This is a genomic window from Pseudomonas sp. Larv2_ips, assembly GCF_963879675.1.
In the GTDB taxonomy this organism is placed as follows: Bacteria; Pseudomonadota; Gammaproteobacteria; order Pseudomonadales; family Pseudomonadaceae; genus Aquipseudomonas.
In genome coordinates, this window is the sequence record NZ_CAWOAW010000039.1 from 94,577 (window position 1) to 108,900 (window position 14,324).

The 14,324-nt window shown below is 61.4% G+C and carries 13 protein-coding genes; 4 read left to right on the plus strand and 9 right to left on the minus strand.

Going from position 1 to position 14,324, the window contains the following annotated elements; genetic code table 11:
* Positions 1–823 precede the first annotated feature (823 nt).
* The 4 genes from AACV02_RS29940 to AACV02_RS29955 all read right to left on the minus strand — a co-directional run bounded on the left by AACV02_RS29940 (position 824) and on the right by AACV02_RS29955 (position 4,718).
* Complete coding sequence (locus tag AACV02_RS29940) at positions 824–2,053, minus strand: M20/M25/M40 family metallo-hydrolase (RefSeq protein ID WP_106580195.1); 1,230 nt, start codon at positions 2,051–2,053, stop codon at positions 824–826.
* Positions 2,054–2,102: 49 nt separating this feature from the next.
* The gene (locus AACV02_RS29945; protein ID WP_106580196.1) at positions 2,103–3,161 is read right to left on the minus strand and encodes a diguanylate cyclase; all 1,059 of its coding nucleotides are present in this window, start codon (positions 3,159–3,161) and stop codon (positions 2,103–2,105) included.
* 88 nt (positions 3,162–3,249) lie between these two features.
* A complete protein-coding gene (locus AACV02_RS29950) occupies positions 3,250–3,882 on the minus strand; it encodes a LysE family translocator (protein ID WP_119735425.1) in 633 nt (210 codons plus the stop codon).
* On the minus strand, positions 3,879–4,718 hold the full coding sequence (locus AACV02_RS29955) for a sugar phosphate isomerase/epimerase family protein (protein ID WP_119735426.1): 840 nt from the start codon (positions 4,716–4,718) through the stop codon (positions 3,879–3,881). The genes AACV02_RS29950 and AACV02_RS29955 overlap by 4 nt, the downstream gene beginning before the upstream one ends.
* Before the next feature lie 136 nt (positions 4,719–4,854).
* On the opposite strand from AACV02_RS29955, the gene AACV02_RS29960 reads away from it, so the two are divergent.
* On the plus strand, positions 4,855–6,267 hold the full coding sequence (locus AACV02_RS29960; RefSeq protein WP_119735427.1) for an aminotransferase-like domain-containing protein: 1,413 nt from the start codon (positions 4,855–4,857) through the stop codon (positions 6,265–6,267).
* On the opposite strand, the gene AACV02_RS29965 is transcribed toward AACV02_RS29960, so the two are convergent.
* The 5 genes from AACV02_RS29965 to AACV02_RS29985 form a co-directional block, all read right to left on the minus strand.
* Complete coding sequence (locus AACV02_RS29965; RefSeq protein WP_119735428.1) at positions 6,245–7,324, minus strand: sigma-54 interaction domain-containing protein; 1,080 nt, start codon at positions 7,322–7,324, stop codon at positions 6,245–6,247. The two genes, AACV02_RS29960 and AACV02_RS29965, sit on opposite strands and share 23 nt — an antisense overlap.
* A gap of 97 nt (positions 7,325–7,421) precedes the next feature.
* On the minus strand, positions 7,422–8,087 hold the full coding sequence (locus AACV02_RS29970) for a methionine ABC transporter permease (RefSeq protein WP_119735429.1): 666 nt from the start codon (positions 8,085–8,087) through the stop codon (positions 7,422–7,424).
* The gene (locus AACV02_RS29975; RefSeq protein WP_119735430.1) at positions 8,084–8,830 is read right to left on the minus strand and encodes a methionine ABC transporter ATP-binding protein; all 747 of its coding nucleotides are present in this window, start codon (positions 8,828–8,830) and stop codon (positions 8,084–8,086) included. Before AACV02_RS29975 ends, AACV02_RS29970 begins: the two co-directional genes overlap by 4 nt.
* Positions 8,827–9,621, minus strand: coding sequence for a MetQ/NlpA family ABC transporter substrate-binding protein (locus tag AACV02_RS29980; protein WP_119735431.1), 795 nt, complete (start codon positions 9,619–9,621; stop codon positions 8,827–8,829). The genes AACV02_RS29975 and AACV02_RS29980 overlap by 4 nt, the downstream gene beginning before the upstream one ends.
* 13 nt (positions 9,622–9,634) lie before the next feature.
* Positions 9,635–10,666 carry an isopenicillin N synthase family dioxygenase gene (locus AACV02_RS29985; RefSeq protein WP_119735432.1) on the minus strand — a complete coding sequence of 344 codons (1,032 nt, stop codon included), beginning with the start codon at positions 10,664–10,666 and terminating at the stop codon, positions 9,635–9,637.
* 248 nt (positions 10,667–10,914) lie between these two features.
* On the opposite strand from AACV02_RS29985, the gene AACV02_RS29990 reads away from it, so the two are divergent.
* The 3 genes from AACV02_RS29990 to AACV02_RS30000 all read left to right on the plus strand — a co-directional run bounded on the left by AACV02_RS29990 (position 10,915) and on the right by AACV02_RS30000 (position 14,214).
* A complete protein-coding gene (locus tag AACV02_RS29990; protein ID WP_106580205.1) occupies positions 10,915–11,655 on the plus strand; it encodes a response regulator in 741 nt (246 codons plus the stop codon).
* Positions 11,652–12,956, plus strand: coding sequence for an ATP-binding protein (locus AACV02_RS29995; RefSeq protein WP_119735433.1), 1,305 nt, complete (start codon positions 11,652–11,654; stop codon positions 12,954–12,956). Before AACV02_RS29990 ends, AACV02_RS29995 begins: the two co-directional genes overlap by 4 nt.
* A 175-nt stretch (positions 12,957–13,131) precedes the next feature.
* Positions 13,132–14,214, plus strand: coding sequence for an LLM class flavin-dependent oxidoreductase (locus AACV02_RS30000; RefSeq protein ID WP_106580207.1), 1,083 nt, complete (start codon positions 13,132–13,134; stop codon positions 14,212–14,214).
* The last annotated feature ends 110 nt before the right edge of the window (positions 14,215–14,324 follow it).

Sequence of the window (14,324 nt, forward strand, 5' to 3'; positions counted from 1 at the left end):
TATTACCTATTTCGAAGATGAAATGATCGACAACATAGCCTTTATGAGGGTGCCACTCGAACGCCTTAAACACTATGAGAGAGAAGCAGCCTAAGAAAAAATCAATACAAGACCGACCTCTCTAAACACTCTATCTAAAGGCAACATAATTCTATGTAAATGAGCACTCAATTCGAAAGTCACAGAATGCAACTCGCGGCCCTGAATGAAGCCACCACAAGAGCAGACCCTAATCTGGAGCCTTTTACAGGGGAAGACTATTACGGAAACCCTATAGTGCGCATGCAATTGCAAGGCAGTGGTAAAGGATACATCCCAAACCCAGACGACCTGAAAGCTCAGACTTGAATTACCGACATCGAAAACTTTTAATCGACACTTTAGGCGCCACGCTTGAGGACACACTTATAACTTCTCGCAAGCGCTTAGCCCAGCGCCTGGACTTTACTGCTCCCTACCCTGGGGATGGAGCACTCTGGAGAACCCAAGAGGTTTCTTCGAGGACATTTAAAGGTTGACGAATGAGTGTTGGAAAGACGACCTTCAAAAAGCCAGCCTCGAAGACCAATCCACATGGTGAATGCCACCGGCATCACTGACGCGCCTAGAAATACTGTGGCGGGCAGGCTTGCCCTGCTTGGGACTGAAGCCCCAACAAGGGCGACGCGCCTCTTAAGCCAAAACCGCGTCGCCAGTTTCGGGCCTGCTGCGCAGCCCAACGCAGGGCAAGCCTGCTCGCCACAATAAAACCGCTAGTCACAACAGGCCTACTCACCAGATACCAAGGTTCACCCTCAAAAAATGAGTGAACCCAGCGCCCCAATCAACGCTTCGAAAGCTCCATAATCATCCGGCTAAGCAAGTAAATTCGCGGCGCTACACTCTCCACTTCCGCATATTCCTCTGGGGTATGTATGTTGCCACCGACAATCCCGAACCCATCCAGCGTTGGTGTCCCAACCCCGGCAGACAAACTGGCATCCGCTGCCCCGCCGCTGCCTTCAATGGTCAACTTACGCCCCAGCTCCCCGTAAATCCCCTGGGCGATTGCGACCAGCTTGTCCGACTCCGGCGTCTGCGGCATTGGCGGTAAACCGCGCAGCAAACTGGTTTTCACTTCGGTGTCCGCAATCAACTTATTCGCCGAAACACGGGCCAGGTCCTTCTCGATCCGGTCGAACTCTTCCGGCAATGCCGCGCGTACGTCTGCCTTGGCCGTCGCCTGGTCGGGGATGACGTTGACGCGGTCGCCGGCCTTGAGCACGGTGAAGTTGATGGTGGTTTTCTTCTCTTCATCGCCCAGTTTGCCCAGTTGCAGGATCTGGTGCGCCGCTTCCATCGCGGCGTTGCGGCCCAGTTCCGGGGCGACGCCGGCGTGGGCGGCTTTGCCTTTGACTTCAACCACGGCGGTGGCGCTGCCTTTGCGCCATACCACCAGGCCGTCGGCTGGGCGGCCGGGCTCGAGGTTGAGGGTGACGTCGTGGCCCTTGGCGGTGGTGCGAATCAGTTCGGAGGCAGCGTCGGAGCCGGTTTCTTCGCTGGCATCGAGCAGGAAGGTGATCTGTGCGTAGTCCTTGAAACCCTGATCTTTCAGCACCTTCAGCGCATAGATGCCAGCGACGATGCCACCTTTGTCATCCATCACACCGGGGCCATAGGCGCGGCCGTCCTTGATGTGGAACGGGCGTTCGGCGGCCGAACCTTCCTTGAACACCGTGTCCATGTGGGCCATCAGCAAAATCTTGGCTTTGCCGGTGCCTTTGAGGGTGGCGATCACGTGACTGTTGTTGGCCGCTTTGTCCGGCACCAGCTCGATGCTGAAACCGAGCTGCTTCAATTCTTCTACGGCGATGTCGCGCACTTGGGTCAGGCCGGGCTCGTAGCCGGAGCCCGAATCGATATTCACCAGACGCTCAAGCAGCTTCAGAGCTGGGGCCTTGTATTGTTCGGCGCCGGTCTGGATCTGTTTGTGGGGTTCAGCGCTGTAGGCCGGCACGGCGAAGGACATGGCCAGGGTCGCGGCCAGGAGGGTACGGGAGAAGGTGAAGAGCATGGACCGATCCTTGTTTTTTTGTTGGGGGGTGCGCCAACACCCTACCCCACTAGACCGATCGCAACCAACTCCCTTGCACTGAACTCACACGGTTGCGCCCGCTGCTCTTGGCCTCATACAACGCCTGGTCGGCGTCGTTGAGCCAACTGGTCGAATCCGCGTGCGCAGGTTGATACGGCGCCAGGCCAATGCTCAGGCTGGCGCGCAGTGTCGGGTCTTGGGTGTACGCCAATGCGTTGAAGCGGTCGCGCAAGGCGTCCATCACTTCGGTGGCGCGGTGCAGGGGCATGTCCGGCAGGATCACGCAGAACTCATCGCCGCCATAGCGCCCGGCAAGGTCGGTGGTGCGCAGGTTCTGTCGCAGCACTTTGCTCAGTTGGCGCAGCACGATATCGCCGGTAACGTGGCCGTAGGTGTCGTTGATAGTCTTGAAATGGTCGATGTCGATCAACGCAATGGCCGCGCCCACCTGCTCTCTGCGACAGCGTTGGAATTCGATCTCCAGGTGGTCCTTCCAGGCACCGTGGTTAAGCAGGCCGGACAGGCTGTCGGTGCGGCTCAGCGCCAGCAACTCGCGTTTGTGCCGGGCGAGGGTCACGGCCTGGCGATAGCAGATCCAGCCCAGAACCAGCGGGTACACCATCAGAATCGGCAAGCAGGCGTAAAGCTGGGTTTCAGTGGTAACGGCAATGAACGCCGGGGCGAACACCAGCAACGACGCGCCGACACCCAAGGCCTGCGCCACCCAGCCTGCCAGCATGAAGCGCGGCCCGCCAATGGCGACGTTGTTCATGGTCATCATCGACAGCGTGGTGACACTGGGCAGCGGGTTGAAGTGCATGGCGCCGACCCAGAACCCGCCGCAGAAGGAATCAAACAACAGGTTACGGCGTTCGCTGCGCAGTGAGTTGCTGGCGCGGCGCGACCATTGATAGGCAATGTGCGGCCAGACAAAGGCGTTGATCAGCATCCACGCCCACACCCACAGCGGGGGATGCAGGGGGTACATGCCAAACACCACGCACACAAAACCGAGCGTCAGCCCCAGCGTGCGCGACTTATACAACCGTGAAGCGAGCGGAAGTCCATTTCCTCCGGCGGTTGACATGGCTTGATGTGATCCTGGATGAATGCCTGGAGTCTATCAGGGCAACGTCAAATCGCCACTACCGCTCATAAACCTGCGAATCGCGCCCTCAGTGCGAAAAACCGCGCGCCAGCATCAGCGCCACACCCAGCAACAGCACTGCCGTGACCCGTTGCAGCAACACCCTCCGCCTGGGGGTTTCCAGCACGTGCTTGATGCGTTGGCCGAAATAGCAATACAGGCAGCCGCTGGCAAACTGCAGCAACAGGAACGTCAGCCCGAGGATGGCGATATCTGCCGCGCGGCTGTGCCCTCCCGCTCCGGCAAACTGTGGGAACACAGCGCTGAACATGATGAGGGTCTTGGGGTTGGAAAACCCGGTCAGCAAGCCCTTGCCGAACAGGCTGCGCGCGCCCTGCGCGGCACCGTCCCGGTTGATCGATACGCCGCTGCTGGTCCACTGCCGGTAGGCCAGGTAGAGGATGTAGGCCACACCCACACACTGGAGGGTCTGAGTGATGACAAGGTTGCCCTTGATCAATTGCGAGAAGCCTACGGCAAAGATCAGGATCGAAATCAGGTACGACACACTGGCGCCGATCTGCGCCGGGATCGAGCTGCGCAGGCCGTCCTTCAACCCCAGGCTCAACAGCAGCAGGGTCATCGGGCCGGGGCTGAAGGTCATGGTGGCGCAAAACAGCAGAAAATAGACAAACGAAGAAAGCGTCAACGTACTGGTCATGAGCCCAGACCCGGGTTGGCAGAAACAACGGCGAAGGTGCGCGCCAGGTCGGCCAGCGCGGCCTGCGCACTGTGGTGACAGGTTTCAAAGGCCACCAGGCCTTTCCAGTTCGTCTCGACGATAGCTCGCAGCACCTCGGCGTACGCGCAGTTGTCAGCGTCGTGCCCCTCCTTGTGGTTGCTGAAGGAAATACCCTTGATCAGCGCGGGGTACTTGCGCATCACTTGCGCGGGCAAGCGGCTGTCGATGTGTGTGTGGCCTGCGTCGAGCAAGCAGTACACATTGCTGTGCGCTTGCAGGTGCTCGAACACAAAGGCGAATTGCGCTGGGTGGGTGAAAATCCGGTAGTTGACGTAGTTGGACAGACTCTCCAGGTAGATATCCGTGCCCTTGGCCTCGGCGTACTGCGCCAGCTCCCTGACCGATTTGAGGTAATGCTCAAGGGCGATGTCCTTGGCCTCCAGCACCCTTTGCGGACCCACGATGCAGCCGCCGTGGATGATCAACGGCGCGCCCAGACGGCTGGCGACATCAACCTCTCTTTCCACGTACTCCACCGCCGCCGCACGAAAAGCACCGACATCGCTGCCCAGCGGCGCCTTGAAGTTACTGTGGAATATTGGCTGAACACCGCTGGCGGCGATCTTCTCCTGCAGGCTGGCGATGCGCGCATCAGTCCAGTCCTCGACCCTTTCGCCTAACAGGCTGGCGTCGATGTACCAGTGGCTGTAGCCCCCGTCAATGGCGCTTTGCAGGCCCTTTTCGGCCCCCAGGTATTTATGCTGGGCCACCCCCAGGCAGAACGGCACACCGGGGTTGATCAGTTGGCTGTCCATCACGTAATCCCTGTCATTGATGGCCCGCAGTCTAGAGCGGCAGCCTTGCACAGGGCAGGTAAAGTAATGCCTAATCCGGCCGAACTTTACCGGTAAAAATCACCGGTAAAATTACCGGCAAATACCAGGAAGGTTTATGTTTGTACCCGCCATCGCCTTTGTTGACGGCACACCCAAGGTTCAGCAGATTGTCGACGCGTTCAGCCAGGCCATCGAGCACGGCGACTGGGCGCCGGGCAGCAAATTGCCGTCAGTGCGTGAATTGACCCAGACCCTGGGCGTGGGCAAATTCACCCTCAATGAAGCGCTGGACCGCCTGCGCGGGCGTAACCTGCTGACCTCCAGCCAGGGCCGCGGCTACTTCGTGGCGATGGACAGTGCCCGCCCCGCCTCGATGACCTGGGTCGACCTGTTGCCCCAAGACCTGCTCAGCGTGTTGCGCCGCCCTTTGGTCACCGCCGGCGGCGAGCTGCGTCCCGGCAGCGGGCACTTGCCGGAGGGCTGGTTGAACAACGACGCCATCCGCCAAGCCCTGCGCAGTGTGGTGCGCGCGCCGTCGTTGCGCATCGCCGGGCTGGGCGCGCCGGCCGGGCTGTTGCCGCTGCGCCAGGCGCTGCAACAAAAGCTGCACGCTGAAGGCCTGTCAGTGCCGGTGGAACAAATCATCACCACGCCCAACACCGTGCAAGGCCTGGACATGCTCATGCGCCTGCTCGCCCGCCCCGGCGACACCGTGCTGCTGGACGCGCCGTGCTACTTCAACTTCCACGCCAACCTGGCCTTGCACGGCGTCAACGTGGTGACCATCGAGCGCCGCCCCGACGGCTTTGACTTCGCCGCCCTTGAAGCACTGCTGGCCGAACATCGCCCCAGTCTGTACCTGACCACCAGCGTGCTGCATAACCCCACCGGCCATTCCTTCAGCCCCAGCCAGGCGTTTCGCCTGCTGCAACTGACTCAGCAATACCACTGCCATATCGTCGAGGATGACCTCTACGGCGACCTGCACCCCAGCCCGCCCCCGCGCCTGGCGGCTCTCGCCGGGCTGGACCAGGTCACGTACCTGTCTGGTTTCTCCAAGATTCTGAGCGCCAACACCCGCGTCAGCTATGTGGTGGCCGCGCCGCAACTGGCGGCGAACCTGACCAATATGAAGTTGATGAGCGGTGGCGTGACCTCAGAGCTGTTCGAGCAACTGGTCTATCGCATGCTCAGCGAAGGCAGCTACGCCAGGCATCGCAAGCGCATGGTGCAACGGTTGATGGAGTCCGGCGGACGCGTCGAGCAATGGCTCAAGCGTTGCGGGTGCGAGCTGCCGATGGCGTATGAGGGCGGGATGTTTATCTGGGCGCGACTGCCGCAGGCGGTGGACGGCGAACTGCTGGCCCAGCACGCGTTGAAACACAGCATGGTTCTGGCGCCGGGCGCCTTGTTCGGTTATGACCCGTCGCACCTCAACGCGATGCGTTTTAATGTCGCCCACAGTGATGAACCGCGCGCGCAGCAACTATTTGAGACACTGCTGCTCAAGGCCGTGCGCGCCCCTTGAGCATGCCGTGGTTGACCAGCAAGGTGCGCATCGCGTTGCGGGTGATCCCCAGCAAGTCTGCGGTGCGCAGTTGGTTGAAGCCACAAAACGCAAACGCCTCGCGCACGATCAGGTCCTCGATATCGTGCAGCAAGGTGTCTCCCGGCACCTCGAACAACCTCAACAGCTGCTCGCGCATCACCTCCTGAGGGATGCGCGGCGCACCACTATTGGCGCTCGCGTGCAGCGCGCTGAGCCCGGCGGAGAACTTCAGGTGGCTGGGCATGATCGGCTTGTCGCCGGCCACCAGCAGCGCCAGGTGCACGACGTTTTCCAGCTCGCGGATATTGCCCGGCCACGGGTACTCCAGCAGCGCCTGGGTGGCGGATTCGGAGAGCATCGGCTCGGCGATCTTGAGCTTGGCGCTGTACAGCCGGCGAAAGTGCTCCACCAGCGGCAAGATGTCCAGCGGCCGCTCGCGCAGCGGCAGCACCTGCACCTGCGCAACGTTGATGCGGTAAAACAGGTCCAGACGAAAATTGCCGGCCTCCACCGCCTGTTCCAGGTCGATGTTGGTGGCGGTCACCAGGCGGATATTGATCTTGACCGGCTTGCGCGAGCCGACCCGCACCACCTCCTGTTCCTGCAGCACACGCAGCAACTTGACCTGCAGAGGCAGTGGCAGGTCGCCGATTTCATCCAGGAACAGGGTGCCGCCATCGGCCTCTTCAAACCAACCGATCCGCCGCCCGGAAGCACCGGAAAACGAGCCGGCTTCATGCCCGAAAAACTCGCTTTCGGCCAGGTTCTCGCTGATTGCCCCGCAGTTCACCGGCACAAACGCGCCAGTGCGGCCGCTGGCGCTGTGGATGTAGCGCGCCACCAGCTCCTTGCCGGTGCCGGTTTCGCCATTGATCAACACCGGCGCTTCGCTGGGGCCGACGCGTTTCAAATAATCGAGCAGTTGCAACGAGCGCGGGTCGGAAAACACCAGGGCCTTGGCACGGATCGACAGCGGGTCTTTTTCGCCGTGGGGCAAGGTCAGGATCGGCGTGGGCTGCCCGTGGGGACGGTTCATGAACAATTTCCCGGCGGCGAGATAAAAGAAGTGACGGTGACTTTACCCAGCCGCGCATATAACTAGAAATATTAAAAATTCATTAGTACATAACCGTTTATCGGCGGTGCGCCAGCGACCTCACACAGCGATCACCCAGGCTTTGCACGCCCTGCACCAGCACCACCAGCACGATGACCGTGACCACCATGATCTGATTGTTGAAACGCTGATAACCATAACGAATCGCCAGGTCGCCCAGGCCGCCGCCACCGATCACGCCAGCCATGGAGGAAAAGCCGATCAGCATCACCAGCGTCAGCGTCACCCCGGCCACCAGCGCGGGCAAGGCTTCCGGCAGCAGCACTTTGAGGATCACATGGCGCACGTCACCGCCCATGGCGACGATGGCTTCTATGCGCCCCTTGTCCACTTCATCCAGGGCGGTCTCGACGATGCGCGCAAAAAATGGAAAAGCGCCAATCGTGATCGGCACCACGGCCGCCGTACTGCCCAATGTGGTGCCGACGATCAGGCGCGTCAGCGGGATCAACGCGATCAGCATCACCACAAACGGCAATGACCGCCCCAGGTTGATCACGGCGCCCAACGCCCGGTTGAGCCGTGGCAAAGGCAGTAAACCGCCGCGTCGGCTGACAAACAGCACCACGCCCAGCGGCAAGCCGATCAACAGCGTGAACAGGCCCGCCAGCAGCACCATGTACAGGGTTTCGCCGGTGGCGTTGAGCAGCAGTTGAACAATCTCATTCCAGTCGGTTTTCATACGGCCCTCACCACGGGCAGACTTGGCGCCAGCGAACGGCCCAGGCTCGATGTCGGGTCGGCTTGCAACTGCAGCAGCGTGCCGCTTTCCACCACGCGGCCATCGGCCAGCGACACTGCGCTGTCACAGATGGCCTTGACCACATCGAGTTCATGGGTGATCAACACGATGGTCACGCCCAACTGCCGATTGATGTCGCGCAACAACTCAAGAATCGACGCGGTGGTTTGCGGGTCCAGCGCGCTGGTGGCCTCATCCGATAACAAATAGGCCGGACGCGCCGCCAATGCCCGGGCAATGCCCACACGTTGTTTCTGGCCACCGGAAAGCTGCGAAGGAAACGCCTCAGCCTTGTCACTCAAACCCACCAACGCCAGCAACTCGGCCACCCGCGCCGCGCGCTCGACCTTGGGCACCTGGGCGATTTCCAGCGGCACCGCGACGTTGCCCGCCACCGTGCGTGAATGCAGCAGGTTGAAGCCCTGGAAGATCATGCCGATGCGCTGGCGTTGCTCGCGCAGTTGCTTGTCGCTCAGTTGGGTCAGGTCCTGGCCATCCAAAAGGATGCGCCCGCAGGTGGGCCGCTCCAGCAGGTTAAGGCAGCGCAACAAGGTACTTTTACCCGCCCCGCTGCGGCCGACGATGCCAAAAATCGAGCCGTCGTTTATCTGCAACGACACGTTATCCAGCGCCGCCGGCTGGCCGTCGGCGTAGGTTTTGCTGACGCCCTCGACGACGATCATTCGGCCGCCACCGGAATCACGGAGCCCGCGTATTTTTCGCTGATAAACGTGGCCACCTCCGGCGAGCGCAGATCCTTGGCCAGCTGCTTGATGCGCGGGTCATCGACCAGTTTTGGTGTGGTCACCAGGATATTCGCGTACGGGTTGCCCTCGGCTTTCTCCAGGCCCAAGGCGTCTTTGGCCGGCACCAACCCGGCTTCCAGAGCGAAGTTGCCATTGATCACCGCCAGGTCCACATCGTCCAGCGCCCGTGGAATTTGCGGCGATTCAATCTCCAGAATCTTCAAGTGCTTGGGGTTCTCGGCGATGTCCTTGGGCGTGGCCTGCTCCTTGGACGCGTCATTGAAGCCCGGCTTGAGCGTGATCAGGCCGTTCGCTTGCAACAGGTACAAGGCGCGGCTGAGGTTGGTGACGTTATTCGGCACCGCCACCGTGCCTTTGTCCGGCACCTGAGCGAAGCGTGTGTGGCGATGCGAATAGATGCCCAACGGCTCGATATGCACGGTGGCGGCCACGGCAAACTTCTGGCCGAGGGCCTGTTCCTGGGCGTTAAGGAATGGCAGGTGCTGGAAGTAATTGGCGTCGACATCACCGTGCGCCAGCAGCTCGTTGGAGTTCACGCCGCTGGGGATCTCGATGATTTTCAGGTTCAGGCTCGGGTCGAGCTTCTGCACATACTCGAGGATCTGCGCATGGGGAATCGGGTCGGCGGCGACACGCAGCGCATCGGCGGCCGACACACTCAATGAGGCCAGCAATGCCGCCAACGTCAGTGCGGTTTTCTTCAACATGGTGATCTCCTGATCAGGCGGACAGTGCGTGGGGAAGTGTGGCGTCGGCGTAAAAACGTTGGGCGACATCCGGGTGCGAGCGCAGGCGGCCCTTGAGGTAGTTCCAGCCGACATCGCGCAGCAACGGGTTGCGCGGGTCACTGGTGGGGCCGTGGGCATCGCGCAGCAGTTCGGGGGCCAGGTCATACACCGGCACCACCGCATCCAGCTGCGCACCGAGGAAAAACGCCAGGGACAGGCGCTCGCTGCCCAGCGGCGGCGACACCACGCGGTGTACGGTGGCGCGCAAGTAACCGTTGCTGGCCAGCTCAAGCAGTTCGCCGATATTCACCACCAAGGTTGCGGGGCGTGGCGACGCATCAATCCAACGGCCCTCCTCCACTTCCACCTGCAAACCGGCCTGCTCGTCCTGCAGCAGGAAGCTCAAAAAGCCGGAGTCCTTGTGCGCGCCCACGCCCTGGCGACTTTGTTGCGCGTGGCGGCCGGGGTAGCGAATCAGCTTGATGTGTTCGTTGGGTTGGTCGCCGTACAGTGCGTCAAACGCGTGCTCAGGCAGCGACAGCGCCTGGGCGAAGGCGCGTAGCAAGCGCAACGACATGTGCGTCATTGCCTGCTGCCAGGCCAGCACCAAGGGCTTGAGTTCGGGTAAGGCGACAGGCCATTGGTTTGGGCCTTGCAGACGGGCCCACGCGGCCGGGTGCTCAGCCTCACTCAACGGCTCGCGTTCGGCGCCGACGTCAAACTGTTCGCGCAGGTCTGGCTGGCCGCGAGTGATCTCCGACGCGGCGCGGTTGTAGCCGCGAAAGTGCGCGGAGTTGAGCATGCCGACCGCCAGTTTGTCGGCCTCGGGCAAGGCAAAAAATGCGCGCGCCTGCTGCTGCACCTGAGCCAGCAGCGCCGGGTCGATGCCGTGACCGGTCAGGTAGAAAAAACCGACCTGCCGTGCAGCAGAGCGCAAAGCATCGAGAAAGTCGCCGCGTTGCTCAGGCGTGCCGTCAAGCTGCGACAGATCCAGCAGCGGCAAGGTGGTGATTGATTGCAGCATCGGCGGCTCACTCCATAAGCGTCTTGGGTTGGAGCAACCAAGCTAAACGATCTTAAAAAACCTTAATAAATACCTTTTTAGCATTAGCTTAGGCGTGCGGGTGAACGACGCCGGACGCTAGCCTGTCGGTTTTTTTGCCTCGCTGTGTATCTCGTTATCGCCAGATACACTGCAATACAAAGGGCACAAGGCAAAGCCTGCGGCGATGGCTAGACTGCGGCCCATGAGCATTTAACGAGGAACGCAGCATGGACCATGTCGACCATATCCTGATCGTCGATGACGACCGCGAGATCCGCGAACTGGTGGGCAATTACCTGAAGAAAAACGGCATGCGCACCACGGTGGTCGCCGATGGCCGTCAGATGCGCAGCTTCCTCGACACCACCCCGGTTGACCTGATCGTGCTGGACATCATGATGCCCGGCGACGACGGTTTGCAGCTGTGCCGCGAGCTGCGGGTGGGCAAGCACAAAGCCACGCCGGTGCTGATGCTCACCGCGCGCAACGATGAAACCGACCGCATCATCGGGCTGGAAATGGGCGCCGACGATTACCTGGTCAAACCCTTTTCCGCCCGCGAACTGCTGGCACGGATCAACGCCGTGTTGCGCCGCACGCGCATGCTGCCGCCGAACCTGGTGGTGAGTGAAACCGGACGGCTGATCCGCTTCGGGCGCTGGCGCCTGGACACCACCGCCCGCCATTTGCTCGACGAAGACGACACACTGGTGGCCTTGAGCGGCGCCGAATACCGCCTGCTGCGGGTGTTCCTCGATCACCCACAGCGCGTGCTCAACCGCGACCAACTGCTCAACCTGACCCAGGGTCGTGACGCGGATCTGTTCGACCGCTCCATCGACCTGCTGGTCAGCCGCCTGCGCCAACGCCTGTTGGATGACGCACGTGAACCGGCGTATATCAAGACCGTGCGCAGCGAGGGTTATGTGTTTTCCCTGGCGGTGGAAATCCTTGGAGCCACGCAATGAAATGGCGGTTGGGTTGGCCGCGCACGCTGGCGTCGCAGTTGTCACTGATCTTTCTGATCAGCCTGGTGTGCGCCCATGGGTTGTCGTTCAGCGCGCAATTCTACGAGCGCTATATCAGCGCGCGCACCGCGATGCTCGGCAACCTGGAGAACGATGTGTCGACCTCGGTGGCAATCCTCGACCGCCTGCCCGCCAACGAGCGCGCCAGTTGGCTGCCGCGTATCGACCGCCAGAACTACCATTACCTGCTCAATGCCGGCGAGACCGGTGAGCCGATGAGCAGTGACGACGTGCCGATGGCCGCCACCTCGATTGCGGATGCGCTGGGCGAGCAGTACGCGTTGACCTTTCGCACCATTCCCGGCCTGCAGAAGCACTTCCAGGCGCACCTGACCCTGACCGACGGCAACCCGATCACCCTCGACGTGCGCCCGGCCGCCCTGCCCGTGGCGTATTGGTTGCCGGTGGTGCTGATCCTGCAATTGGCGCTGTTGCTCGGCTGCACCTGGCTGGCCGTGCGCCTGGCGATTCGCCCGCTGACGCGCCTGGCCCGCGCGGTAGAAACCCTCGACCCCAACGCCCATCCGACGCCGCTGGACGAACACGGCCCGACCGAAGTGGCGCATGCGGCGGCGGCGTTCAACCAGATGCAACAACGCATCGCTGAATACCTCAAGGAACGCATGCAGATCCTCGCGGCCATTTCCCACGACCTGCAAACGCCGATTACCCGCATGAAACTGCGCGCCGAGTTCATGGAAGAGTCTGCCGACCGCGACAAACTCTGGAGTGACCTGGGGGAAATGGAACACCTGGTGCGTGAAGGCGTGGCCTACGCGCGCAGCGTGCACGGCGCTACCGAAGCCAGCCATCGCATCAACCTCGACGCGTTTCTGGACAGCCTGGTGTTTGATTATCAGGACATGCACAAGCAGGTCAGCATCACCGGTAAAAGTGCGCTGGTGCTCGACACCCGCCCTCACGCCTTGCGGCGGGTGTTGGTGAACCTGCTGGACAACGCGCTGAAATTCGCCGGCAGCGCAGAACTGGCAGTCGGCTCGACGCCAAACGGGCAGCTGTCGATCAGCGTATTGGACCGCGGACCCGGGATTGCCGAGGACGAACTGGTGCGCGTCATGCAGCCGTTTTATCGGGTAGAAAGTTCACGCAATCGCGGCACCGGCGGCACCGGGCTGGGCCTGGCGATTGCGCAGCAACTGGCGGTGGCGATCGGTGGCTCACTGACCTTGAGCAATCGCGCGGGCGGCGGGCTGTGCGCGCAGATTCGGCTGAGCTTGTAGCTCGCCTTTTAATGCGCGTTGCTAATAAATAAATCGAATGATAATTCCATATTTTAATACTTAGGTTAGAACCAACAGGCATTTTACAGACCCGGCTTCTGCCCTTACTTTTGAGCCGAGTGACCGACCCCACGCCCGGAGGAGGTGTTGATCCCGTACCTGACAAGGACTGACCATGAGCATTGAATTCATCGGCTATATCGGCGGCCATCACGCCTCTGAGATCCACCCGCGCAGCGGCCCCACCCTGCAACCGGACTACGTCGAAACCGTGGCCCGCGCCCATGAAGAGGCGGGCTTCGACCGCGCTTTGGTGGCCTTCCATTCCAGCAGCCCGGACAGCACGTTGATCGCCGCGCATGCCGCCAGCGTGACCCAAAAGCTGCAGTTTCTAATCGCCCACCGCCCAGGCTTTGCTCAGCCCACGCTGGCTGCGCGCCAGTTCAGCACCCTGGATGTTTTCAACGGCGGGCGCACCGCCGTGCACATCATCACCGGCGGCGATGACCGCGAACTGCGCGCCGATGGCAGCCACATCGGCAAGGACGAACGCTACGCACGCACCGACGAGTACCTCAGCGTAGTGCGCCAGGAATGGACCAGCGAGCAGCCCTTCGATTTCGCGGGTACGTACTACCAGGTGGAAGGCGCGCACTCGACGGTGAAGTCACCGCAGCAGCCGCACATTCCGCTGTATTTCGGTGGCTCCTCCGCGGCAGCGATTGCGGTGGCGGGCAAACATGCCGACGTGTATGCGCTGTGGGGTGAAACCTATGAGCAAGTGCGAGAAGTAGTCACTCAGGTGCGTGCCGAAGCGGCCAAGCATGGGCGCACGATCCGCTTCAGTTTGTCGTTGCGCCCGATCCTCGCCGAGACCGAGGAACTGGCGTGGGCGCGCGCCGAGACGATCTTGCAACAGGCCACGGCGCTGGCTGAGAAGAACGGATTCGTGCGACGGGAACCGCCGAACGAAGGCTCACGCCGGTTGCTGGCAGCCGCGGCGCAAGGCTCGCGGCTGGATAAGCGGTTGTGGACCGCAGTTGCCGGGCTGCTCGGCGCCCAAGGCAACTCCACCTCACTGGTGGGCACCGCCGAACAAGTCGCTGAAGCCCTGTTGGATTACTACGATTTGGGGATTACCACCTTCCTGATTCGCGGCTTCGATCCGCTCAATGATGCAATTGATTACGGCAAGCGCTTGATCCCACTCACCCGCCAATTGGTCGCAGAGCGCGAGCAGGCCCGGCAGGTCGCGTAGGTGGGACCTGGCTTGCCTGCGGTGGCATCAACTGGGTGTTACTGATACACCGAGGTGCCTGCATCGCAGGCAAGCCAGCTCCCACAGAAAAGCCAAGCAGTGCGGTGCTG

What these genes read in the sequence shown, in the direction of transcription:
- AACV02_RS29990 (WP_106580205.1), top strand. Translation starts at nt 10,915, where the DNA reads ATGGACCATGTCGACCATATCCTGATCGTCGATGACGACCGCGAGATC.
- AACV02_RS29940 (WP_106580195.1), bottom strand. Translation starts at nt 2,053, where the DNA reads ATGCTCTTCACCTTCTCCCGTACCCTCCTGGCCGCGACCCTGGCCATG.
- AACV02_RS29955 (WP_119735426.1), bottom strand. Translation starts at nt 4,718, where the DNA reads ATGGACAGCCAACTGATCAACCCCGGTGTGCCGTTCTGCCTGGGGGTG.
- AACV02_RS29970 (WP_119735429.1), bottom strand. Translation starts at nt 8,087, where the DNA reads ATGAAAACCGACTGGAATGAGATTGTTCAACTGCTGCTCAACGCCACC.
- AACV02_RS29995 (WP_119735433.1), top strand. Translation starts at nt 11,652, where the DNA reads ATGAAATGGCGGTTGGGTTGGCCGCGCACGCTGGCGTCGCAGTTGTCA.
- AACV02_RS29960 (WP_119735427.1), top strand. Translation starts at nt 4,855, where the DNA reads ATGTTTGTACCCGCCATCGCCTTTGTTGACGGCACACCCAAGGTTCAG.
- AACV02_RS29950 (WP_119735425.1), bottom strand. Translation starts at nt 3,882, where the DNA reads ATGACCAGTACGTTGACGCTTTCTTCGTTTGTCTATTTTCTGCTGTTT.
- AACV02_RS29945 (WP_106580196.1), bottom strand. Translation starts at nt 3,161, where the DNA reads ATGTCAACCGCCGGAGGAAATGGACTTCCGCTCGCTTCACGGTTGTAT.
- AACV02_RS29975 (WP_119735430.1), bottom strand. Translation starts at nt 8,830, where the DNA reads ATGATCGTCGTCGAGGGCGTCAGCAAAACCTACGCCGACGGCCAGCCG.
- AACV02_RS29980 (WP_119735431.1), bottom strand. Translation starts at nt 9,621, where the DNA reads ATGTTGAAGAAAACCGCACTGACGTTGGCGGCATTGCTGGCCTCATTG.
- AACV02_RS30000 (WP_106580207.1), top strand. Translation starts at nt 13,132, where the DNA reads ATGAGCATTGAATTCATCGGCTATATCGGCGGCCATCACGCCTCTGAG.
- AACV02_RS29985 (WP_119735432.1), bottom strand. Translation starts at nt 10,666, where the DNA reads ATGCTGCAATCAATCACCACCTTGCCGCTGCTGGATCTGTCGCAGCTT.
- AACV02_RS29965 (WP_119735428.1), bottom strand. Translation starts at nt 7,324, where the DNA reads ATGAACCGTCCCCACGGGCAGCCCACGCCGATCCTGACCTTGCCCCAC.